Annotated in this window: 15 protein-coding genes; 2 read left to right on the top strand and 13 right to left on the bottom strand. The window is 42.7% G+C overall.

Features of this window, described 5'->3' with window-relative positions; all coding sequences use genetic code 11:
• Nucleotides 1-247: 247 nt before the first annotated feature.
• The 8 genes from J2X69_RS13345 to trxA form a co-directional block, all read right to left on the bottom strand.
• Nucleotides 248-1,594 carry a hypothetical protein gene (locus tag J2X69_RS13345; RefSeq protein ID WP_310104019.1) on the bottom strand — a complete coding sequence of 449 codons (1,347 nt, stop codon included), beginning with the start codon at nucleotides 1,592-1,594 and terminating at the stop codon, nucleotides 248-250.
• Nucleotides 1,591-2,637: a c-type cytochrome gene (locus J2X69_RS13340; RefSeq protein ID WP_310104017.1), complete on the bottom strand. Its 1,047-nt coding sequence runs from the start codon at nucleotides 2,635-2,637 to the stop codon at nucleotides 1,591-1,593. Before J2X69_RS13340 ends, J2X69_RS13345 begins: the two co-directional genes overlap by 4 nt.
• Nucleotides 2,638-2,741: 104 nt before the next feature.
• A complete protein-coding gene (locus tag J2X69_RS13335) occupies nucleotides 2,742-3,458 on the bottom strand; it encodes an acyl-ACP thioesterase domain-containing protein (RefSeq protein ID WP_310104015.1) in 717 nt (238 codons plus the stop codon).
• Complete coding sequence (locus J2X69_RS13330) at nucleotides 3,455-4,630, bottom strand: MFS transporter (RefSeq protein ID WP_310104013.1); 1,176 nt, start codon at nucleotides 4,628-4,630, stop codon at nucleotides 3,455-3,457. Before J2X69_RS13330 ends, J2X69_RS13335 begins: the two co-directional genes overlap by 4 nt.
• A gap of 259 nt (nucleotides 4,631-4,889) precedes the next feature.
• Nucleotides 4,890-5,375 (bottom strand): DUF6691 family protein, encoded by a 486-nt coding sequence (locus J2X69_RS13325; RefSeq protein WP_310104010.1) that lies wholly within the window; start codon nucleotides 5,373-5,375, stop codon nucleotides 4,890-4,892.
• Between the two features lie 11 nt (nucleotides 5,376-5,386).
• Complete coding sequence (locus tag J2X69_RS13320; RefSeq protein ID WP_310104008.1) at nucleotides 5,387-5,968, bottom strand: YeeE/YedE thiosulfate transporter family protein; 582 nt, start codon at nucleotides 5,966-5,968, stop codon at nucleotides 5,387-5,389.
• 159 nt (nucleotides 5,969-6,127) lie between these two features.
• On the bottom strand, nucleotides 6,128-7,549 hold the full coding sequence (locus tag J2X69_RS13315; protein WP_310104006.1) for an MBL fold metallo-hydrolase: 1,422 nt from the start codon (nucleotides 7,547-7,549) through the stop codon (nucleotides 6,128-6,130).
• Between the two features lie 168 nt (nucleotides 7,550-7,717).
• On the bottom strand, nucleotides 7,718-8,038 hold the full coding sequence (gene trxA, locus J2X69_RS13310) for a thioredoxin (RefSeq protein WP_310104004.1): 321 nt from the start codon (nucleotides 8,036-8,038) through the stop codon (nucleotides 7,718-7,720).
• 168 nt (nucleotides 8,039-8,206) lie between these two features.
• Between trxA and J2X69_RS13305 the strand changes: the two genes are divergently transcribed.
• Together J2X69_RS13305 and J2X69_RS13300 are read left to right on the top strand one after the other, a co-directional pair.
• A complete protein-coding gene (locus J2X69_RS13305; protein WP_310104002.1) occupies nucleotides 8,207-11,188 on the top strand; it encodes a DUF2723 domain-containing protein in 2,982 nt (993 codons plus the stop codon).
• A 139-nt stretch (nucleotides 11,189-11,327) separates the two neighbouring features.
• Nucleotides 11,328-12,530 carry an AAA family ATPase gene (locus tag J2X69_RS13300; protein WP_310104000.1) on the top strand — a complete coding sequence of 401 codons (1,203 nt, stop codon included), beginning with the start codon at nucleotides 11,328-11,330 and terminating at the stop codon, nucleotides 12,528-12,530.
• 139 nt (nucleotides 12,531-12,669) lie between these two features.
• Here the strand turns inward: J2X69_RS13300 and J2X69_RS13295 are convergent, their stop codons facing one another.
• From J2X69_RS13295 to J2X69_RS13275, 5 genes are all read right to left on the bottom strand, one after another.
• Nucleotides 12,670-12,864, bottom strand: a complete 195-nt coding sequence (locus J2X69_RS13295) for a DUF6728 family protein (RefSeq protein ID WP_310103998.1) — start codon at nucleotides 12,862-12,864, stop codon at nucleotides 12,670-12,672.
• A gap of 91 nt (nucleotides 12,865-12,955) precedes the next feature.
• Nucleotides 12,956-14,938, bottom strand: coding sequence for a (E)-4-hydroxy-3-methylbut-2-enyl-diphosphate synthase (gene ispG, locus J2X69_RS13290; RefSeq protein WP_310103997.1), 1,983 nt, complete (start codon nucleotides 14,936-14,938; stop codon nucleotides 12,956-12,958).
• A gap of 5 nt (nucleotides 14,939-14,943) precedes the next feature.
• Nucleotides 14,944-15,648, bottom strand: coding sequence for an SDR family oxidoreductase (locus tag J2X69_RS13285; protein ID WP_310103995.1), 705 nt, complete (start codon nucleotides 15,646-15,648; stop codon nucleotides 14,944-14,946).
• Nucleotides 15,649-15,710: 62 nt separating this feature from the next.
• Nucleotides 15,711-19,175 carry a hypothetical protein gene (locus J2X69_RS13280; RefSeq protein ID WP_310103993.1) on the bottom strand — a complete coding sequence of 1,155 codons (3,465 nt, stop codon included), beginning with the start codon at nucleotides 19,173-19,175 and terminating at the stop codon, nucleotides 15,711-15,713.
• Nucleotides 19,176-19,221: 46 nt separating this feature from the next.
• Nucleotides 19,222-22,923, bottom strand: coding sequence for a HAMP domain-containing sensor histidine kinase (locus tag J2X69_RS13275; RefSeq protein WP_310103991.1), 3,702 nt, complete (start codon nucleotides 22,921-22,923; stop codon nucleotides 19,222-19,224).
• Nucleotide 22,924: the final 1 nt, after the last annotated feature.

The following is a 22,924-nucleotide window of genomic DNA, read 5'->3' as shown; positions in this document are numbered from 1 at the left end:
GGTTGATAATCAACGCATACTTTATTTCAAGTAAAAAGGTTGTCTTGTGGACAGCGCCTTTATGCTTACAAAGGTGAGGAGAAGATTCCGGATATCCTAATTCATCCCAAACGCAACTTATTCAAAAGCGTCAATTGAACCATGATATCAGGGAGAATTCACCTAAACACTCCTAATAAAGGCCCTCCAAACCTATTTTCAGTCGAAAATAAAATATGTCAGTTATTTATCTCAGTTATTTGGATTTCTAATCCCATCTCCAATTTACGATTCCATTTACATGAATCAAACCAACCTTGTTATATTTTTGGTTGGGTTTCAAATTTTGCCCTCGAAAAGCTTCTTTGTTCATGGCCAATAGTTGAAAATCGAGTTTTGGTTTTGACTTCGGAGAATACTTCATTCCCATGTTGATTTGCCTATATGACGGCATGTTGTATTTATTCTTCCAAGGAGCATCCAGCGGAGGAAGCCAATGGAACCCTAAATGGGCAAATGCTCTTAGGGTGGTATTCGGGAAAGTATATTCAGCAAAAGCAGTAAATGCGTCCAAAGCACTATTTCCTTCATTTCTTTCTCTTGGGACAAACGTGTACCAAGCGTCTTTCCCCCACTCTCTTGGACTGAGCCAAATACCATTTCCTCCGGTTTTAGTGTACGCTAAATGAAGATCCCAAGCTGACCTGTTGTATCTAAATCTTGTGGATACAGCCCAGTTCCTATCTTCTGCATCCTTGTATCTGTAAAGAGAATCTTCATTTCCTCCATTGCCCAATCCAGACTGAAAGCCTGCCTGAATTCCCCAGAACCAAACAATCTCAGATTGCTCTTTCTGCCAACGTTTCTCTGCTTTTGCCCATAGTGTATTTGAAATGTTCTGTACCATAGTAGTGGAAAGACTCAAATTCATGCTTTCTCCATCTCTTGCCACTTCTGCAATCCCAATCCAGTCGCTAAGGGTATTTCCTGCATATAAGGAAGCATTACCAATTAAATTTCGCCCTACAGGATAAACCCCTATACTTTCCCCAACAGAAAGCCATTCACTCGTTCCACGAACACTCATCCTTCCAATTCCCCAAGCAGAAAACCTGAGTTGATTATCAGCTGTAAACCACGCTTTTACCCCCTCTATTCCAGTGGGTGAAAGCCTGCCATCGTGTGCATTGACCCAATCTTCGTTAATAGGCATTCGCCCAGCAGCAATCCCCCAATTGCCTTTGGAATAGGTCAATGAAAAGTTCTCCAGCTTTCCAAAAATCCTGTCACCCTGATTTAACAGATCGAATAACCCTAATTCATACCTATTTCTACCTCCACTTACAGGATCCAGAGCAGTCAGATCGCTACTTAAAAGATTTGCGAAGACTCGATAACCTACCCTTAATTCCCAGTGCTTTATATAGTTGAGTTTTGTCCCTAGATTCAAACTTGTGCCCAAAGCATAGTCATCCTTATAGGTATCCCAATAGCTTGTACTCATCCAATACATTCGAAAATGGACATCAGGAGAGATTTGAAGTTTTCGTTCAGTTTGCTGCCCAAATGCTACAAAGGGAATTAAAAAAACAAGTCCAATTACAGATCTAATCATTTGAGAGCAGCTGCTTTAATCGCCTGAAAAGGGCCAAATTTATGCTGTTCTTCAGAAAACCCATCAGAATATGGCCCAAAAGGATGATCCATGGGCTTTTTGGAAACATCAGGCCAATCATCCGGAAAACCCCGCCTAGGTCTGTCCAAACTATTCACATACGCCGCCACATCCCAAGCTTCCTCATCTGTGAGAATTGGTTTTTCGTAAGTCGCGCCGAAAGGCATATTGGTTTTCACATAGCCTGCAAATCGTGACATACGAAACAATCCCGCCCCCTCATTATAGCTATGCTCACCCCAAAGCGGCGGGTAGATATAGCCACTTTCATCTGCTTTCATCACCCCCTGCCCATCGCTCATATGGCAGGCCAGGCACTGCCTTTCATAAATAGTTTTCCCTAAAACCGGATCAGCTGCCCTATCAAGCAAGGGCAATTCGTAAATCCCGGCACCTTCCGGCCTTTCTCCTTTCGGCACATTCTGACCAAGCCAACCCATATAGGCTACGATTGCTTTCATTTCTTTACTCTCGTTAGCCAGAGCCTCTCCGTTCAAGCTACGCTGAAAACAGTCATTGATCCTCATTTGGATATCTTCTGATTTGCCCGATCTTCCCCGCACCTTGGGGTATGTGCTTTTCACCGCAGAATAATTGTTTCCAAAAGGAACTGTTCCTGCAACCAAATGACAGTTTTGACAATTCAGCCCATTCGAAATCTTCATCACTTTGCCTTTGGGACCAAGGTATTCAGCTGTATTGGCGATAAGCTCACGTCCATAGCTTATTTCATCAGCATTTGTCTCTTTAGCTACCAAATTCCAGTCAGGCGCAGTCCACATCCCAACAGGATCCATCAAAGCCATAGATTGTGGTTTATCAAGCTGCTCAGGAGCATCAGCTAACTTGTCTTGGGAAAATTTCCACCCAACAGAATCAACGTACAACATCACTCCCACAAAACCAACAAGAACGCCTACAGCTATTAAGAGCCCAATGATAAGGGGGAATAGACTTAAGAGGATTTTCGGTATCTGGTTCATAACTACAGGATCAAGCTACAAAAATGACCTAAATCTTCGCCTAAAGATGTGATGAAGATCACCCTCACTCAAAAAAACTACAATTTGAGCCTACACCGGTCTTCTTATTTGGCTTCTGCCAAAAAAACCTGCTTACCTCCTACATTACCCTGCACTATAAAGTGGTCGTCATGTTTAAACAAATGAATATCCAGCTCGTCCCCCATTACACATTCCGCTAGGTAATTGATCAAAAAAGGCAAGGTATTGTAGCCGCTTTCTCTAAGGATATTTTCCACCCAGCGTACATAACTGGTGTTGTTTACATGATTGTTCAGGTCAAGATCTGAATACCTTACCTTGAGCTTTTCACTTTTCACTAGCTGCCCCTGAAGAATTATCTTCTTAGGTTGCCGCTCGGGCTTTTCCTTTGGGTCAAACAACTCAGGGGGTAGTGCATTTTCCGGCCTTAGTATTCTTTTGCTCTGCACATTCATCAAAACCCAGGAACTCATTCCTCTTGCGAGAAGATCCCCTTCGGGGTTGGTTACCAGAAACTCGCGAAAAGCGAAAAGCTTATCCACTCCTCTTCCTGCAGTGTAAACCTTTATCGAATCTCCCCACGAAGGCAGGTTCTCACAGGCAATATCCATACGGGCGAGGATCCAAGATAAATTCTGCTCTTGCAGATTTCTGCCAAAATCGGCGGAATCAGCGTGTCGCCACGCAATTTCCTGAAACAAATTAGACAATGCTGTCAAACTCAGCTTCCCGTCCGGGTCTACCTGATAGGAACGAATCTCAAAATCCTTTTGAAACTGAAAAACAAGCTCGGAACTCATTTAGCACGGTTAGGTGATGGCTTAACTGGAATAAGAAACACTGCTTTTCTTATGCTTGACAGTACGGTAATTCCCAATCCCGCAACGGCAATCAGCGCAAAAGAGAATTTTAAATTAAATAATTCTGCAATAAATCCAATCAAAGGAGGTCCCAGTAAAAATCCAAAGAATGATATGGTGGACACCAGGGCCAAGGCCACACTTGGAGTATACAATTTAGACCGCCCGGCTATACTGTAGGAAAGAGGAATAATAGAAGCTACTCCAAGCCCAACCAGTAAAAAGCCTGCTGTTGATACCGCAACAGTGGGAAATAATACTGCTAAACTCAATCCCACAAAAATCAAAACGCCACTTACCTGAATCACTGCAACTTTGGTAAATCGCGCGGCGATCTTATCCGTAATAAATCTGCCGGAAGCCATGGCTCCCATAAATGCGACATAGCCAAGTGCTATTAAAGAAGGATCTGATTGGACGACCTTTTTGAAGTAAACACCGCTCCAATCAAACATACAACCCTCAGCCATCATACCCAGAAAAGCGATCAGACTAATCCGAAGCAAAAGTGCGTCTGGCTTCTTCATCACCAATCCTCCTCCACCTTCCGTAATTACTTTTTCCTTGAAAATGAATCTTTGGGCAGAAAGTATGATAGTAATAGAGATCAACATCACAACCGCATAATGCAATGCTGGAGAAGCACCTAGAAATATCATCAGCGCTCCTAATCCTGCCCCTGAAAACCCAGCCAAACTCCAGAGTCCATGGAAAGAAGCCAAAATGCTTTTCCCCATCTGATCCTCCAAGTCAAGTGCCTGCGTATTAAGCGAGATATTCATCACATTTCCAAGCATTCCGTATAGGATAAGTACCGGAATAAGCAGCCAGGTGGTAGGAGCCAATCCTATCAAAGGAAGCGTCATCGCATAGGCAAAGCTGCCAAACATAATCACAGTCCGGCTCCCGTACTGATGCACAGCCCAGCCTGCTATGGGTAAGCCTATGACCGATCCCAGCGGCAGAAACAACAATAAAGTTCCCAACTGTCCTTCTGAGAGATCAAACTTGGCTTGAATATCGGGAATCCTTGCTGCCCAGGAAGCAAAGCAAAGTCCTACAAAAAAGAAAAAAGCCCCTAGGGCAACTCGTCTTTTGGAAAGTATGTTCATGAAACAGCTAGGTTTAAGAGGCTCACAAAAGTACGGAACATTAGGTCAAAATCATGCGGGATCCACAACATTGCTGCTGAAAACTAGCTACCTTAGTCCAACTCATCTTACCCAAACAACATGGAACTGGTCATAGCAGGAGCCGTAATCGTTACCGCAATTTCTATCGTACGCTTTATTATCAAAAAAGTTTTTGACTAAAAAAGCAACTTCCTTTCCAAAAAGTGGCTTTCGCCAATCAATTTTTAAATACTGCCCCTTAATTCGGCAGTTTATCCGAGAACTTTCCATACACCCAAGTTCCCGCTATAGCTGAAAGCAAAGTCACAATGACCACCGTAAATCCACTTCCAATCTGTGCGAAAAGCGGTCCCGGACAAGCCCCTGTAATTGCCCAACCCAGACCGAAGATAAATCCCCCAATGATCTGCCCCTTTCGGAATTCCTTTTTAGGAATTTTGATTTCCTCTCCCGTGATGGATTTGATCCGAAATCGCTTGATCAATTGGATGGAGATAATCCCGGTCACTATCGCCGAACCGATTACCCCATACATATGAAATGAATCCAATCGAAACATTTCCTGGATTCTAAACCAAGAAATAATTTCAGCTTTCACAAAAACGATCCCGAACAAAATCCCGAGAATCAAATACTTCATCAAGGCCAAACCTTGCTCTCCGGTTTCCTGAGAATTAGGTGCGTCACAAACTGCTTCGGGCATATTTTTTTCTACTTCTTTCATTTTCTTAGAGATTAAAATCCTACCAACTTCATTAAAGGAGCCAAAAACACCTGGGTCATCAGAAAGCCTCCCACCATAAAGAAAGTAGTCGCAACCAAGGATGGCCATTGCAGGGAACTGATACCCATAATCGCATGTCCTGACGTACAGCCTCCTGCATAACGAGTCCCGAAACCAACCAGAAAGCCTCCCAAAACAAAGAACACCAACCCCTTGGCCGTGAACAGATTTTCCCATGAGAAAATATCCGAAGGCATCAAACCGGAGAAATCAGTAATCCCCAAAGCAGCCAAATCAGCTTGGGTTTGTGTGGCAATGGCTATTTCCTCTGGATTGGATATAAATGTGGTAGCCACAAAACCTCCCATCAGAACCCCAAATACAAATACCAGATTCCAGATCTCTTTTCTCCAGTTATATTGAAAAAAGGGGATTTTTGCAGGAATACACATTGCGCAGACATGCCGAAGAGAAGAGGAGATTCCAAAACTCTTATTTCCCAAAATCAATAATGCGGGAACGGTAAGACCTATCAGTGGGCCAGCCACATACCAAGGCCATGGCTGGGATACCCAGTCAATAAAGTGATTCATATGTGACGTATTTTGGTTGATTATACTGAGCTAGAATACTTAGGCAAATAATCATGCCGATGGTATAAATAATCCGTGATCTGTGCGGAGACAGACCACGGTAAAACCTCTTGATTCTTGGCTCTTGATTCTAAAATCTTGATACTAGCTACTTGCTACTTACAGCAGCGTAGTGGGACACACAAATTCAGAAATCTCAAATTCCCCTGACTCCTTCAGCTCTTTGAAGCCTCCCTTGATATCGATCAGATTGTCATAGCCTCTGGCTCTCAGAATTGAGTTGAAGACCATGGATCGGTAGCCGCCTGCACAGTGCACATAGTAGGTTTTATCCTTATCTATTTTCAGCATGCTCTCATTGATGTAATCAAGCGGTGCGTTTTCAGCATTCAATACATGTTCAGACTGGTATTCGGACTCCTTCCTCACATCCAGAATATTCACCGAATCATTTTCTTTCTTAATCTCCGCAAGTTCTCCAGCAGAAATTGAAGTGATCTGATCAACCTCCTCACCTGACTTTTCCCAAGCTTCAAATCCACCCTTCAAATAGCCAATAGCATAATCATATCCTACTCTAGCTAGCCGGGTAACTACTTCTTCTTCCCTTCCCTCATCTGCTACTAGGAGAATCTGCTGCTTCAAGTCCGGAATCATCGCTCCTACCCACACAGCAAAACTACCATCGATTCCTATATTGATTGAGTTTGGCACAAATCCCTTGGCAAAAACCTGCGGTGCTCGGGTATCCAAGATTAAAGCTCCCGTCTCATTGGCTGCAGCCTCAAACTCTTTCGGAGTAAGCGGCTTCACTCCTCTTTCCAACACCGCGTCAATGCTGTCATATCCCTCAATATTCATCATGACATTCTGAGGAAAATAGGCAGGCGGTGGAGTTAATCCTGTGATCAGCTTCTTGGTAAATTCTTCTTTGGTCATCTCCTGAAGGGCATAATTAGTTTTCTTCTGGTTTCCCAATGTATCAGAGGTCTCTTTACTCATATTCTTGCCGCAGGCTGATCCTGCACCATGAGCCGGATAGACAATCAGCTCATCTGGCAAAAGCATGATTTTATTGCGAAGCGAATCATACAAATGTCCCGCTAACTTATCTTGAGTTAACTCTGCCACTACTTTCTGTGCCAAATCAGGTCTTCCCACATCTCCGATAAACAAAGTGTCTCCTGTAAAGATTGCTTCAGCTTTTCCCTCTTCATTGAAAAGCAAATAACAGGAGCTTTCCATCGTATGACCCGGTGTGTGAAGTACTTTTACTTTGGCCTTACCAATCTTGAATTCCTGTCCATCCTCAGCCACAATAGCATCAAAACCCATTTTCATAGTCGTAGGGCCGTACACAATCGATGCGCCGGTCTTTGCAGACAAGTCCTGATGTCCTGAGACGAAGTCCGCATGAAAGTGTGTCTCAAATACATATTTGATTTTTGCGTTTCTTCGCTCGGCTTTCTCTATGTAAGGCTGAACTTCTCTAAGCGGATCAATGACCGCTGCCTCTCCATCTGATTCAATGTAATAAGCTCCCTGGGCTAGGCAGCCAGTATATATTTGTTCGATTTTCATATGATTATAATTAGTCTTTTAAAGGCCATATGGAATCTCGCATGGTTTATAATCATACCAGTGTGTGACTTTTGAGTCATGCTCGATTTCATAGCTGTTATATGTTTAATTCTGTCTCAAAAGTAGACGTTTGGGTTTTAGTACTGAATGACTTTTGTCACAGAAGAGCTAGACACTTTCCACAATATTCGTTTTCAGAATATTCACCAACTGATGAGCAGGAATAACCCCGGACTCTCTCCATAGAATTTTACCTTTCTGAAAAAGAATCAAAGTGGGAACACCACGCACTTGAAATTTGCCGGCGGCCAATTGATTTTTGTCTACGTCTACTTTCAAAATGCGTACTTTGTCTCCCATTTGCTTAGCAGTATCCTCCAAAATCGGCTGCATCATTTTGCACGGGCCACACCAAGTAGCAAAGAAATCCACCAAAACAGCTTGGTCTCCATCTATCAATTCTTGGAATGTTTTAGTTTTTGCAGGCATGATTTCTGATTTTTTTGAAACAACAAAAGTAGAAGCAAAATCAGTTCAACACGGTAATTTTTATCACACAGAAAGGACTGGCAAATGGGTAGATGTTTTAAAATACCTAAAATCGCCCTAATTGGCATTTATTTTTTTTATTTTCGCCAGTCAAATTCCTTTTATTAAATGCTCAATTACAAGCAAATCAACAATCTGACCGGTTGGGTCGTTTTTGTAGTAGCTACTCTGGTGTACGTTCTTACTGTCGAACAAACTGCTAGTTTCTGGGATCCGGGAGAGTTTATAGCCGTAGCATACAAGCTGCAAGTACCTCACCCTCCGGGAGCACCATTCTTTCTTCTGGTCTATCGCATGTTCAGTTTCTTCTCTTTTGGAGACCCTCTTCAGGTGGCCTATTGGATGAATGTCGGCAGTGCGCTATTCTCAAGCTTCACCATCCTATTCCTTTTTTGGTCTATCACCTTGTTTGGAAAAAAACTTTTCAAAGTAACCGAGGGCCGGGAAGGCAAAGGGGAAACCATCACCTTGATGGGAGCCGGAATTGTAGGTGCCTTGGTGTATACTTTCTCTGACAGTTTTTGGTTTTCGGCTGTTGAGGCGGAAGTTTATGCCATGTCTTCATTTTTCACGGCTATTGTGATTTGGGCATTCTTGAAGTGGGATGTGATCAAGGATCCGCGGGAGGAGAATAAATGGATGATCTTCATCGCTTATTTAGTCGGGCTTTCTATCGGCGTTCACTTATTGAACTTGGTGACTCTACCGGCTTTGGCATTGATCTATTATTTCAAAAAATACGACAAGCCAAATCTGAAAGGAGCCTTGGTGGCCATGTTTTGTGGTGGAGTAGCCCTCATCATCATCAATAACTTTATCATCCCGGGACTTCCCAGCTTGGCAGGATCCATGGAGATTTTCTTTGTCAACAGCATAGGCTTACCATTTGGATCGGGAATCGTTGTATTCATGATCTTATTTTTCGCCGCGGTATTTTATGCCTACAGATATTCCCGTAAAAAAGGAAATGCCATTCTAAACACCGCATTACTTTCTTTCATTTTTATCCTTATCGGATATTCAAGCTATGCGCTTATTGTGGTGCGTGCCAATCAGGATCCAATCATCAATGAGAATGCTCCAAAAGACATTATCAGCTACGTATCGTATCTGAAGCGTGAGCAATATGGCTACAGACCTTTGCTCCATGGACAGTATTTCACTGCGCAATTGGTATCTCAGGAAGAGGGCGCTCCTGTCTACATGAAGGGTAAGGACAAGTATGAGATCGTGGACTATTCTCTGGTGAATACCTACGATCCTACCAAGACGACCATCCTTCCCCGAATCTACTCCACACAGGAAAGTCACAAGAGGCTTTACCGTCAAAAACTGGGGTTGAGAGAAGGACAAGAACCTTCCTTTGGTGACAACCTTTACTTTATGTTTTCACATCAGTTGAGCCACATGTACTGGCGTTACTTTATGTGGAATTTCTCAGGTCGGGAATCTGACTTCAGTGACGCACCATGGATAGGGATCACGGATGCATTCAAAGATTATCCTGATTACATCACCGAAAACAAAGGCCACAACAATTACCTCATGCTTCCACTTTTGCTGGGAATCATCGGGTTGTTCTTTCAGGCTAAAGTCGACCCAAAATCCTTCTATGTAAACTTGATGCTGTTCCTGATGATGGGCGTAGTGCTGGTGCTTTACCTGAATTCCCCTCCGGTTGAGCCACGGGAGAGGGATTACATCTATGTGGGTAGCTTCTACGCATTTGCGATCTGGGTCGGTATCGGTGTAATGGCAATTGCCCATATGATAGGCAGAGCTACCAAGAATCTGGCAACAGCCGGAATTATTGCCACGCTGCTTACGCTTCCTGTAGCAGGCCTGATGGCTGGACAAAACTGGAATGATCACAATAGAAAAGGAAGATACTTCTCAGTGGATTCTGCAAGAAATTTCCTAGCCTCATGTGCTCCAAACGCGATCTTATTTACAGGAGGAGACAATGACACCTTCCCGCTATGGTATGTACAGGAAGTGGAAAACTTCCGGACGGATGTCAGGGTGATTGTATTGAGTTACTTTGACACGGATTGGTATGTCAATCAAATGACCAGACCGGTTAATGAGTCAGAAGCATTGCCGTTTAGTTTGGATGCCAACCGCTACCAAAAAGGCACAAACGACGTGTTGTATGTCATGGAAAGAGAAGGCATGAATGCAATCTCAGTAAGGGAATATTTAAAACTGTTGAACTCAGGATCTGATCTTCTGAAGATGGAAACAGGCGGGAAATCCGTGGCCAATATGGTTCCTTCCAGAAACTTAATATTGGAGGTGGACAGCTCAGCCGTCGCCAATAAGGACATCATACCGGAACAGTTTGCCCCACTTTTTTCTCCACAAATGAACCTTCAGGTGAAAGGTAACTATGTCACCAAAGGGACTTTGATGCTGATTGATTTGATCACTTCCAATAATTGGGATCGCCCGATTTACTTCAACAACACTTCTCTTGCGACCATTGGCATCAACATCCAAGAGCACGTGGTGATGGAAGGATTGACTTACCGTTTACTTCCTGTAAGAAAGCCGGAGCATGTGCGTGAAGAGTTGGTAAATACAGATTTGGCGTATGAAAACTACATGACCAACTTTGCTTTCCGCGGCATGGATAATCCTGATGCTTATATGGATGAAGAATACAGAAGATTTTCTTCCAATCACCGAAGCGCACTGAACAGCATCGTAATTGCCCTACTGGATGAAGGCAACATGGAAAAAGCAGCATCACTTCTAAACTATGGATTGGAAGTAATGCCAAATGAAGCCATCCCGTACGATCTCTCCAGCGGGCAGTCTGTTCCATTGTTCTTTGAGGTAGGTGAAGATGAAAAAGCGCTGGATATCATCGACAAAGTATCCAAGAAATCACTGGACATGATCGAGTTTTACACCAAGGAAAAGAGAGATTACGACAGAGAAATGATGATATCAATCGAGATGATCCGTTATTTCATTCCATTGTTGGAAGAAAGAGGTTACCAGGAAAAAGCCCAAGAACTCAAGCTTAGAATGGAGCAGTTTCTCGGTTCACAGCAAGGTGGTGGCGGAGCGTTGGACAGAAGATAAAAGCAGCATATAGTTAGTAAAAGGGATTCGGATTGATTCGGATCCCTTTTTTTATGTTTTATAAAGAAAGCAATTTTACACGCTAATCGCTTTATTAATAAAGCAATTTTATCTATTTTTGCTTTATTAATAAAGCAATATGGAAGCGCTACTTCTTAAATCAAATCTGCTAATACGGGATCAAAAGTTAGATTTCAGGAGATTTCTGTTTGACAAAATAGATTGGAATGATCGTTTGATTGGAGTCCTTGGGGCTAGAGGAACGGGCAAAACCACTTTATTGCTACAATTAGCTGTACAAGAATTCACCCCGCAGAACACAGGAAGAGTCCTCTATACTTCTCTGGATGATATATACTTTTCTGCAAACACCCTAGTTGGGCTTGCTGAACAATTTGAAAAACTAGGTGGAGAAATACTGATTTTGGATGAAGTACATAAGTACCCCAACTGGGCAAGGGAAATAAAAAACATCTACGATTTTCAACGCGGCTTGAAAATCATTTTTACCGGATCTTCAATTATTGATATGATCAAGGAGAATGCGGATCTTTCCCGTAGGGCCATCTTTTACAACCTCCCCGGACTTTCATTTAGAGAATACTTAAACATCTCCGGCTTAGGGAATTTTAAAGCAATAGAACTAGAATCGCTCATTAAAGGACACGAATCCATAGCTAATAAAATAACTAAAGACTTTAAGCCTCTTATTCACTTCCCTAACTACCTTAAAGCCGGATATTACCCCTTTTTTAAGGAAAATCCGAACACATATTATATAAGAATAGAACAGGTTTTGAAACTGATATTGGAAATAGACCTTCAATTCATCAAAGGAATAGATTCTCATAACTTAAGAAAACTATATCAGTTACTTTATATACTCTCTCAAAGTGTTCCATTCACTCCAAATATCAGCAAGCTCAGCGAAAAGATCGGCATTACCAGAAACACCTTATTGCTTTATTTAAGCTATCTGGAAAAAGCAAAAATCATCAATTCACTTCAGGCAAACGGCAAATCCACAAGCATACTTCAAAAACCGGATAAAATATATCTTGAGAATACTAATCTGGGTTATGCAATTTCAAAGCAGGAAATTAACACTGGGAATGAGCGGGAAACATTTTTTTTGAACCAGTTGAAAAATGCCGGTCATGAAGTTCACCTGCCAAAATACGGTGACTTTTCTGTTAACGAAACCTATGTGTTTGAGATAGGAGGTTATAACAAATCGGCTACACAACTTCAAAATCAGGCAAATTCCTACGTTGTTTCAGATGGACTTGAGGTAGGATTTAAATCAAAAATTCCGCTTTGGCTCTTCGGATTCCTTTATTAAGGGATATGAAAATCAATCCAGAGGACTTAGCTTAAAACAAGAACCATAAAATATCTTTGAAAACAAATCATTGGACTCAGTCCCAAAAATAACATCCGTGTCCTCCGCAAAAAACTTTGCGAACTCAGCGGTAAAAAACCTATATAAACCGCTTCACAATCCAAAATATCAGAGCCAGTAGAAACACGACAATAGAAATCTTGTTGATGCCATGCATCATCCGCAGGTTGATATTGGATTTTTGATTGGGGTCTGGCTTTTGGAAAACCCGCACAAAGTAGTTTCCAAAATCACCCATATTGAAGAAGCTTTTTACTTTATTATTATCAGGCATAAGTTGAGTTTTTAAGGTAACAGAAAGGCTTGGGTATTGGTTTATTTTAACCTTTAATCAACCCCATTGAGGTTGTTAGAACCCCCAAAGACTAGATTGTCTCCGGCTCGTTCCACATACCGTCTTCTTTGATGATTTCTATCAATTTGTCCACTGCTTTTTCCGAAGGAACGGACCGCTTCATTACTTCCTTGCCTTTATATAGCGTGATTTTCCCTTTACCCGAACCCACATAGCCGTAGTCCGCATCAGCCATCTCTCCGGGACCATTTACGATACAGCCCATGATTCCGATTTTAACGCCTTTCAAATGATCAGTTCGCTTACGGATCATCGCTGTAGTTTCCTGAAGGTCAAAGAGCGTCCTACCACAGGAAGGACAGGAAATATACTCCGTCTTCGACATTCTCGTTCTCGCAGCCTGCAGCACGCCAAAGCCTACGGAGTTATGAAGTTTGATTTGCTCAAGTATTTCTAGGCGGGTATGTTCCTTCTCCTTCTCTAAGGAGATAAAGATACCATCCCCCAATCCATCAATCAGTAAGCCTCCCACATCAGTCGCTGCATAGAGCATGGTTTCATCCTGGGATTGATCCGGATAGCTCACCTTCACGATCACCGGAATCTCAGACTTGGCTTTCAGCAAACTCACAAAAGCTCTTCTAAGCGCAGGCATAGCATGCATATTCTCAGTCTTTAAAATCAAAACTGTGTCATTTCTCTCTGAGGCCAAAGCAATGGCTTCTTCAACCTGCGTATCATAAACTTCCAGAAAGTTCAATTCCGGATGAAACTTCCCCGCAGATGAAAACCCTGTCAAATCGAACAGTGGGAATTTATTCCGCTGATCTGAGCAGGTAATCCAACTAGCGGCATCCTGAATTTCCTTCATGCCATTTGGAAGCATAAAAGGGATAGAATTGGATCCTGAATAGACAAAATCACAGCCCTGATCATTCATTTTCCACTTGTCCAATTCCGGCAAATAGAAGTGTCCGACTGACTTAATTTCCTTCTCAGTGATATTTTCAACCTTCGAAATATCAGTAATGACCCTAGGTACATTGTGCCCGCCGAAGTTATAAATCTCTTTACTATGACGCTTGAAATGCTCGTATGGATTGACAGGATAATCTCGGATAGGGTTGATCTCAGCGTGTCCTGTACGATTGGCATATCGTTCTATCAATGCCTTGGCCACAGGTGCCTCAAACTCCGGATCTTCGGTCAGCGAGACCCGCACCGTATCTCCCAACCCATCTTCGAGCAAGGTTCCGATTCCGACAGCCGACTTGATTCTCCCATCTTCAGCTTCACCTGCTTCAGTCACTCCAAGGTGTAAAGGATAAGGCTTGAATCCACCCTGATCCAACTTCTCTACCAGTAATCGATAAGCCTGCACCATGACCTGCGTATTGGAAGACTTCATAGATATCACAATGTCGTGGTAATTCTCATCTTCACAGATCCTCAAAAATTCCAGTGCTGACTCCACCATTCCCAGTGGAGTATCACCGTATCTACTCATGATCCGGTCAGAAAGGGAACCGTGATTGGTTCCTATTCTCATTGCCGTACCATGCTCCTTGCAGATTTTCACCAACGGTAAAAAACGCTCACGGATACGGTCCAATTCTTCCTGATAAGTTGCGTCAGTATATTCTATGACTTCAAATTTTTTCTTGTCCGCATAATTACCCGGATTTACCCGTACTTTTTCCACAATTCTTGCTGCAACTTCTGCTGCATTTGGAGTAAAGTGGATATCAGCCACCAGCGGTGTAGCATAGCCTCTTTTGCGAAGCCCATCTTTAATAAGCTGAAGGTTTTCCGCTTCTTTTATGCTGGGAGCAGTGATTCTCACCAGCTCGCACCCTGCTTCGATCATACGGATACTTTGCTCGATGGAGCCTTCGGTATCCATCGTATCGACGGTGGTCATGGATTGTACCACGATAGGATTGTCTCCTCCTACGATGACATCCCCGATTTTCACAGGAATAGTTTTTCTCCTCGAATAACTCGTCAAGCTATCGCAATACAGCTGATCTAATGATTTGATAATTGGATCCATGGGGTTTATATATCTCCTAATTGAGGGCGGATTACTATTTCTTCAACAACAGACTGGGGCGAAAGGTTATAAGCTGACCAGACGCTCTCTGCAACATCCTCAGCTTTCATAAATCTTTCTACAGGTAAATCGACCCCCTCCCAGCTTGACGTATATGTCGCCCCTGCGAGGATGGAAGTCACTTTTATTTGATGCGGTTTTAATTCTTCTCTTAGGCACTTGGTCATACCCAGCATTGCCCATTTGGAGACAGCATAGGTTCCTCCGTTGGGGTAGGCGGTAAGTCCCGCCACTGAGCCCATAGAGAAAATATGTCCTGATTTCCTTTCTATCATTTCTTTGACAAACCCACGGGTTAAATAATATGCAGAATACAAATTGGTCTCCATCATCAGCTCAAAATTCCCCTCCGGCTCATTATGAATAGCTCCCGGGATAAAAACACCGGTATTATTCACCAGTACATCAGGAATTCCCACAGCCTTTATTTCTGTCACAAATCTCATAACATCTGCCTTTTTAGAAAGATCTGCCCGGATCGCATATACCCCGATCGTTGGATATTTCTCTTTCAGAAATGCCTTGAGACTTGCCAACTCAGCTTCGGTTCTTGCACAGGTGAAGACATCAAACTCCTCTGCAGCAAAGCGCTCAATAATAGCTCTTCCTATTCCTTTTGTACCTCCCGTGACGAGGATGCTTTTGCTCATTTGATTCGTAGTTTAATAGTTAGTATGACAACTATTAGCTTTCGCAAAGTTACATTAATTTATCAAAACAGCGCCGAAACTTGCATTCTCCCCACGTGGACAATACGGTCCAATCCCTGAGAATTTCTTCCCTCATATACCAAATTGAGCTGTAAGCCCTCTCCAATTTTCTGAAGCCAGTTGAGGTTCCACGTCACATTAGTCCCATTCGTAAGCGCCTGAAGCATTTCATACCCCACAGGCGAATTGGCAACTCCATTGTAATCGATTTGAATCAGCTTAAGATTTCCCGTCAGCGTAGTTTTCACTGCGCGCGCAAAACGAAGATCCATTCCCACCTGATGCAATTGGGCTTTTTCTTTGTATTCCACATTGGCAGTATTTACTTTCCCTATAAAATTATATGTCGCTGTCGTCCTGAAATATGGGGTCGGCTGCCAGGAAAACTCCGGCCCAATTTGATTCTGGGAGATCTCATAATTCCTATTGTCCAAGAAATCCGAAGCAGAAAGTCTGTCCCCTGTTCCGCCCAAAATCCTTAGTGTCGTCCGCCCGCTGAAATTATAGCGTGTATTCAATTTCCAATCTTTTTGAATCAAATCCTCAAAACCACCGGACAGCAGTTGCTTAAATTGAGAATCGAAATAGGTCAAGTCAAATCCATAGTTCGCAGAAGCGCGATTAAAGAAAAAACTGGACCGTATCACTTGACGAAGTGACAGAATATCCTCTCTATCCCCGCCACCGACGAAGGGATTGATTCGATCACCAAAGTCATCAGAAGTCACTTTTTTTTCTACACTGAGGCTGGTCGTATTGGAAAATTTATGCAGAAAGGAACGAAAACCCGAGCTCTCCTTCCAGGATTCCGGGAATTTTGCCTGAATACGATAATTCAAAATACTCGTGTACGCTTGGATATAGGTGTCCGTGGGCACAAAAATCTTAATGTATTGCTTCTCCTCAGGGTTGATCGCCAGATAAAACTCATTGAGCTGCTGCACCCCATCTCCGTTATCATCCCTCCACGTGTGTGTGCCGTCTCCATTCGGAGCAGGCAAAAAGACGAACTCACGCTGCAACTCCCGTCCATTTCCAATTGCATAGGAAATCTCATTCCTAATAAGATTTTTGCCTAGGCTCCCCTGATAATCAAGCTTTCCCATCACGGTAAGTTCAGAAGGCAAATCCCTTTGCAAATATTCCAGCTCCCGATAAGTGAATGTACTACTCAGACTGTGTTGAGCCCATTGCTTTCGAAAGGTGAAATTGGAAGTGAATGCCCGGGCATCCTTCAGCAATTGCCCCGCAAAGGGAGCTTTATCCTCCCGCCAAGCCGCATCCACCAAGAAGGAATAACTCAGGGAATCGCTGCTTCGCAAATAGAGCAAATGCTGTTTGAAATTCATGGCAGTGCTAAGAACAGAATCCGTTTCGGCACTTCGAAAGTCATTTTGATCCAAGGAGAATTGATAGCCGGGAACAACTATTTTGGAATTATAACTCACATCTCCCAAATATCTCGTCCAGTCCGAAGTGAGTGAATCCTGCTTGGAATTCAGTCTAAAAAACTCCTGTCGTAGACGGATTTTGGATCCCACCTGTACATTCCAATTGGCAGAATGCTGTGTTCCGTTGAGCATATTTTCTCTGTTTCTCAAGTAGAAAAGATAGTCAAAGCGATTGAGTGCATCCTTCTCAAAACCAACTCCGGCACGAAAAAACTGCTCAGCAGCCGGATTTTGCAAAGCTGTCTGCCCCAATCCCCAATCCCGGTCAAATTCAATATATCTGAATCGATCTATAAAATTGAAATTGGTGGAATTGTATTCGTATTCCGTCTGCCCCTTCATGACATAGCCTTTGAAAAGCGAGGATTCCCGACCTTCACTTTGTAGTCCTATCTTCATTCCCAGTCCCTGATTGTCATCATCACCCAACTCCGAGAAGAGGTTATTATCTACTGTAGATAGCGCCAGTTCAGAATAAACTTTCTCGTAATCATTAAGCTTCACTCTAGTCCCCGCTGTGACCATTTGTTTGCTGTCAGGAAGCGGAAGTTGGGACAAAATCGAATAGCTGCCTTGTGGCCGTCCATTCAATCGCGGAACATATTCGTAAACCGTTCCATTATGCAATTGACTGGATCGTCGGTAATCACCTTGACCCTCGCCCGCTTGGGAAAACCCCAACTCATAATGAGCTTTCTCAGGGTCGGTAGAGTACCGGTAGTAAATCAATTGATTTCCCAGCTCATCGAACTCAATGAGTTTCTCATATAAAATCCTATTCTGATCGAAAGCGACGCTATCTATCCTGGGAATTCTTGCCAGCTCTGCACTATCACCCACTGAAGCCAAAAGCCCAAGTTCTTCCTGTGAAAAATCAGTGAACAAGGGTCTGTTTCTATTATCCTTCTCTTGGTAATAATTCAAATACACATCCACTTTTCCATTGGTCTGGGTGTGGTTTGCACCGATGATGGACCGGGAGTAATTCCGCTCTGCATATTCAAAATCCACACGAACCCTAGAATATTGAGTAATCAAAACTTTGGGTGTAAACGTAATTTCCGCCTGATTGTAGTCAATCACGTAATCTTCATTGAATCCCCGCTTGACCTGCTTGCCATCTACGAATACGCGTTCGGAATTTGCCATGATGATCACAAAGCGTTCATTATTCGGGCCATTGATTCGATAGGGACCTAGAACTCCTTCCAAAATCGGGAGTTGAATGGAGGCAAATTTCCCTTTGGCTATGGAGGCAAAAGCCTGAGAACTGGCCGTCCAATTTTCGTTCAATTTATAATTGGATGTAAACTGCAGTCCCTGAACATTCTTATAATAACGCAAAAATTCAGACTGCCTTTGCTGCAACACCACATCTCCTGCAGCCAAGCTAAAATCATCGTTGTAAAGTTCGATCAATACATTGTCAAAGTCCTGGATTTGTTGGGTATTTCCTTCGGGCTGAAAAGGCACATTTTGATCTGTAATACTTGCTCTGATCTTGAGTTTATCCGAGATATCCCCTTCCAGCTGGAGATTTAGTGCTGAGTTTACAAATACATTCTGCGTATTTCCAAAGGATATTCCTCTCGTGAGGCTTCCTGACTTATAAAGATTTGTAGTAGGAAAAAGCTCTTCACGAAAATCAAATGCGGACAATTCAGCCATTCGCCCGTCTTTGAATTGGGCCGTGGAATCATAATCCGCCAACAACGTCCTGCGGGCAACAGACTGATCCAAGCGAATAGAAAAAGTCCGATAACATACTAACAGTGAGTCTGGCTTGAGCTCATTTTTAAAAAACACCTCAAGCGTATTCGAGCTGAGCTCATAGTTGAAATTGTAAGCTTTTCCGCTTTTATCTGTGATTCTGATAGTTTCTTCCAGTAAAGAGAGCGAATCCGGAATCAGAGGTTTGGAGAATACTTCTGTTTCTACCCATCGACATTTTTCCTGAGCCTTTACCGAAGTAAAAAATCCCAGCAATAAAATCCAGAAAAGTAGCCAAACACGCATGCTTACTTCAAAATGCCTTTTGACTTGAAGGTACTAAAAAGATAAATTAACCTATCAATGGAAAGGTGAGATAGAATGTCGTGCCTTTTCCAAGTTTAGTTTCAAACCAGATTTTGCCTCCTGCAGTCTCCACCCCGCTTTTTGCAATGGCCAATCCCAAGCCTGATCCTGTGGATTTGGTAGAGAAATTAGGTATGAAAATCTTATCCTTCAACTCATCTGATATGCCTTTGCCATTATCTGTAATCTCCAAGAAAACTGCTTGATCCGTCATCCAAAGCCATATTCTGATCACAGGTTTCACTCCCGGCTCTACAGCTTGGATACCATTGATGATCAGATTTGAGATCACTCTGCCGAACAGCTTGTCATCGCCCATAATCGGAATATTCTGGGTAAAGGAATCATCCTGAAAAATCAATTCCACCTGCTGATCACCACTGAACAGCTCCAAGACTTTGTTCACCACTGCTTTGAAATTCATCAGCTCGTTGTTGGGTAGGGGCATTTTAGCAAAAGTGGAAAAAGAAGAGGCAATTCCACTCAAGGCATCTACTTGATGAATCAGCGTTTCAAGTGATCTTTTCAACTTCTCGGCATCGTCCAATCTTCCCGCTTCCTGCAGCCGTATCAGGTGCTGAAGTGTGAGTTTCATGGGTGTCAGTGGATTCTTGATTTCATGCGCGACTTGCTTGGCCATCTCACGCCAAGCAGATTCCTTCTCGGTAGAAGCCAGCACCTTCTTACTGTTCTCCAGTTTGAAAAGCATATTGTTGTACTCATTTACCAACAAGCCGATTTCATCTTTGGATCCCCAGTGCATGGGTTCATTGTTTTCCAGATTTGTCACTTTTAGCTTTTGCGTGAGCAATTTGAACGGAAAAGTAAGATTCGTTGAGACGAAGTAAGAAACGAACAGAAAGAGAATAAAAATCACTACAAAAGCATTGAAAATATTGCTCAGCACCTCAGCGATCAGCGAATTCAATTCTGCTTCAGATTCGAAAAACGGTACGGCTAAAATCCCCAGATTCTCTTGTTTTGCTGTGGCCGGAATGGACAGATATACTGTTTTATACCTAAGCTTCCCTATTTGCTCATCGGCTAAATACTGACTTTGTCCCATCTCCTGGATCTCTGCAATTGCCTTGGGATTGATCAGCGGGGCTAGGATTTTCTTGTCAAAGATATTCGGGCGGTTAGTGGATTCTAATTTACCTGCGGTGCTGTACACATGAATATCACTTGCAGTGGTGTTGGCCAGTTCATTTACCTCTTCATTGAGCTGATCACCATCCACTCTTTCCAGCTTCTGATTATTGAGAAAGCTTCCCAGATTGCCTCTGATCAATACGGCCTTTTGGATATACTGTCTGTCCAGATCACTCCGATAGCTATTCGCAAGAAGCCCTATCGTGATGATACTGATGATAAGAATGGGGAAAAAGAAAGCAAAATTCAGGTAAAGCTGAAGCTTCGTGGAATAGTTGAATTCAAAATTCTTGACTCCTGTGATCAGCGTATTGATCAGAATAGTCAAGAAAGTCATGATCACAAAAAGCACGAAGAAGAGGGAGATATTTCCGAAGAAATGAGCTAAGGATATATTTCTGGATGATACAATGATCAATTCATCTCCATTCTCTATCCCAAAATGATGATATCCACTTTGTCGTACTCCCTCAGTTACCAAAGCTTTTCGGCTCAATACATCCTCAAAATCTCTACTCAGATAATTAAATGACCCGGAGTTTCTGATAAACTCCGAACCTTTGAAAATCGCATAATCATAAAGCACCGGGTCGAGCTTGTCATTATATTTTTTATCCAATAACAGCTTAGGATAGACACTGGTAGGCTGTACGCGCAATTGTCGCAGTTCTAGAAACACTGTCCCAATTGACGATCCCTCTCTGCTCATAGGAATAAAAGCTATAAATCGATTACCGGTATTCGATTGATTGCCCCGGATAAAATATAAATCCTTCACGCTTGTAGCGTAGTCACTTTTGATATACTCCAAGCGGATACCCTTGAGATTCTCAGAACCCGAGCCCAAGATCTGCTGTCCTGACGATGAGAAAATCCGGACTTGAACTTCAAACTGATCAAAGTAATTATCGAGATAGATTCTTCTGATTTTAGTCTCAATTGGCTCTTTGGAGAAAAGCGGATCAGCTATTCTGTTCTGGATAAACAAATCACTTTTGATTCGTGTGAAAATTTCTCCCAAGAAAAATTCTGTCATCACATCATTTTCGATGAGGTTCTGGTTAGCAAAGCGGACTTTGGAGTGAATCAATTCGCTTTTTTCTGTCTGAAAAGTGCTAATTCCTCCAATAACAGCCGTGACCAAACATGCGAAAAAGAAGGTTAAAAAAGTATCCAATCCCAGCGTAAAAGCATTCTTGAAAAGTTCGAGTCGGACAATAGTGACCAAAAATCCAAGATGAACCAACCATACTACTCCGCCCCAAATTGACAGGAAAAGCAGCAACCCACCAATAGGCAAACCTATAATCGCTATCCACTTATAATAAACTCTTTTATGCTGATTGATCTCCAGAAGCAAACTGAACATCGTCAGCGAAATCAGTACATATATCGCTCCCCAAAGGAAAAGCAGAAAAAAACTTATTCCCTTAAACCAATCGAATGAAGGAATGGAGCTGATATCCAAAGCCCACTGGGAGTTGATCATCAAATCCCGTGGGAGAGACCACACCATGTACAAGCCAAGGGAGCTTATGAACAGTGAGAAAAACAAGAACACAAGAAACTCACTCGGAGAAGTGAGGACTTTGATTTTCTCATGCATGATTTTGGATGCCATCTGATAGATCACCATGGCCAAAAGAAGAACTCCACACAGGGTATTGATCACCAAATCCCCCAAACTGGGATTGAACCAAGATGAAGCGTAATTGGCAGAATCGAATAATGACAGATTGAGGTAGTTCCCGGGAAAATCCAGCAACAGCATCATCATTCTGAATGCTCCCAGGACAAAAATCGCATAACCTATTGCCTGCCATCTTCTTCCCGACTTCCACTTACGCAGCACAAAATCCGAACTCAAAAGAAAATAAAGCAGGAAAATAGAAGCAAAGAATATGAGAATGGCGGGGTTGACTACCCTTCCGGCCGGACTGTAGCCAAAGAGGAAGTTGACTCCAAAAAGTGGAATTCCTGCCGGATTTTTAACAACTGATGACGCTTCATCAGGATTTGCGAAAAGCTCGAATCGGCTGTTTCCAAATATAGACGGATTTGGCCCCGTGATCAGGTAATTGTTTTCAATATTCCCCGGCCACACCAAGCGAAGCACATGAAGCATCACATAATCACCTCCATTTCTTTTTACTTTTCGGATTTTCAGTAGAAGTGTCCCATAAGGATCCTCCAGGAGTTGATAATCCTTGGCAAAATCAACTTGAGAAAAATCAAGCGTAAGGGTGAAATCCGACCAGAACAGTAAGTCTCTTTCCGTACTTAGTATAAAAAAGGGATGCCTGTGGGCAGGCCTGCTTATCTGACCAAAACTTAAGGTATCATCCGGCTTGACATCCATTAGAATCTGAATGAAATCCTCATCAAACTCCTTGTCCACAGCCTGCACACGATCCTGTAAAGCTTGTAAATAGATTTCCTGATCACTTTTCTGAAAGAAAAAGAAATTCAATATTAATACTGCAAGAAGAGAGAAAACACTGATCAATATGATCAGGCGACGGGAATCATGCTTCATT

The organism is Algoriphagus sp. 4150, from assembly GCF_031457395.1.
In the GTDB taxonomy this organism is placed as follows: Bacteria; Bacteroidota; Bacteroidia; order Cytophagales; family Cyclobacteriaceae; genus Algoriphagus.
This window is presented reverse-complemented; position numbering and strand designations above follow the sequence as displayed.

What these genes read in the sequence shown, in the direction of transcription:
- J2X69_RS13300 (WP_310104000.1), top strand. Translation starts at nt 11,328, where the DNA reads ATGGAAGCGCTACTTCTTAAATCAAATCTGCTAATACGGGATCAAAAG.
- J2X69_RS13330 (WP_310104013.1), bottom strand. Translation starts at nt 4,630, where the DNA reads ATGAACATACTTTCCAAAAGACGAGTTGCCCTAGGGGCTTTTTTCTTT.
- trxA (WP_310104004.1), bottom strand. Translation starts at nt 8,038, where the DNA reads ATGCCTGCAAAAACTAAAACATTCCAAGAATTGATAGATGGAGACCAA.
- J2X69_RS13315 (WP_310104006.1), bottom strand. Translation starts at nt 7,549, where the DNA reads ATGAAAATCGAACAAATATATACTGGCTGCCTAGCCCAGGGAGCTTAT.
- J2X69_RS13340 (WP_310104017.1), bottom strand. Translation starts at nt 2,637, where the DNA reads ATGAACCAGATACCGAAAATCCTCTTAAGTCTATTCCCCCTTATCATT.
- J2X69_RS13345 (WP_310104019.1), bottom strand. Translation starts at nt 1,594, where the DNA reads ATGATTAGATCTGTAATTGGACTTGTTTTTTTAATTCCCTTTGTAGCA.
- J2X69_RS13285 (WP_310103995.1), bottom strand. Translation starts at nt 15,648, where the DNA reads ATGAGCAAAAGCATCCTCGTCACGGGAGGTACAAAAGGAATAGGAAGA.
- J2X69_RS13335 (WP_310104015.1), bottom strand. Translation starts at nt 3,458, where the DNA reads ATGAGTTCCGAGCTTGTTTTTCAGTTTCAAAAGGATTTTGAGATTCGT.
- J2X69_RS13280 (WP_310103993.1), bottom strand. Translation starts at nt 19,175, where the DNA reads ATGCGTGTTTGGCTACTTTTCTGGATTTTATTGCTGGGATTTTTTACT.
- ispG (WP_310103997.1), bottom strand. Translation starts at nt 14,938, where the DNA reads ATGGATCCAATTATCAAATCATTAGATCAGCTGTATTGCGATAGCTTG.
- J2X69_RS13295 (WP_310103998.1), bottom strand. Translation starts at nt 12,864, where the DNA reads ATGCCTGATAATAATAAAGTAAAAAGCTTCTTCAATATGGGTGATTTT.
- J2X69_RS13275 (WP_310103991.1), bottom strand. Translation starts at nt 22,923, where the DNA reads ATGAAGCATGATTCCCGTCGCCTGATCATATTGATCAGTGTTTTCTCT.
- J2X69_RS13320 (WP_310104008.1), bottom strand. Translation starts at nt 5,968, where the DNA reads ATGAATCACTTTATTGACTGGGTATCCCAGCCATGGCCTTGGTATGTG.
- J2X69_RS13325 (WP_310104010.1), bottom strand. Translation starts at nt 5,375, where the DNA reads ATGAAAGAAGTAGAAAAAAATATGCCCGAAGCAGTTTGTGACGCACCT.
- J2X69_RS13305 (WP_310104002.1), top strand. Translation starts at nt 8,207, where the DNA reads ATGCTCAATTACAAGCAAATCAACAATCTGACCGGTTGGGTCGTTTTT.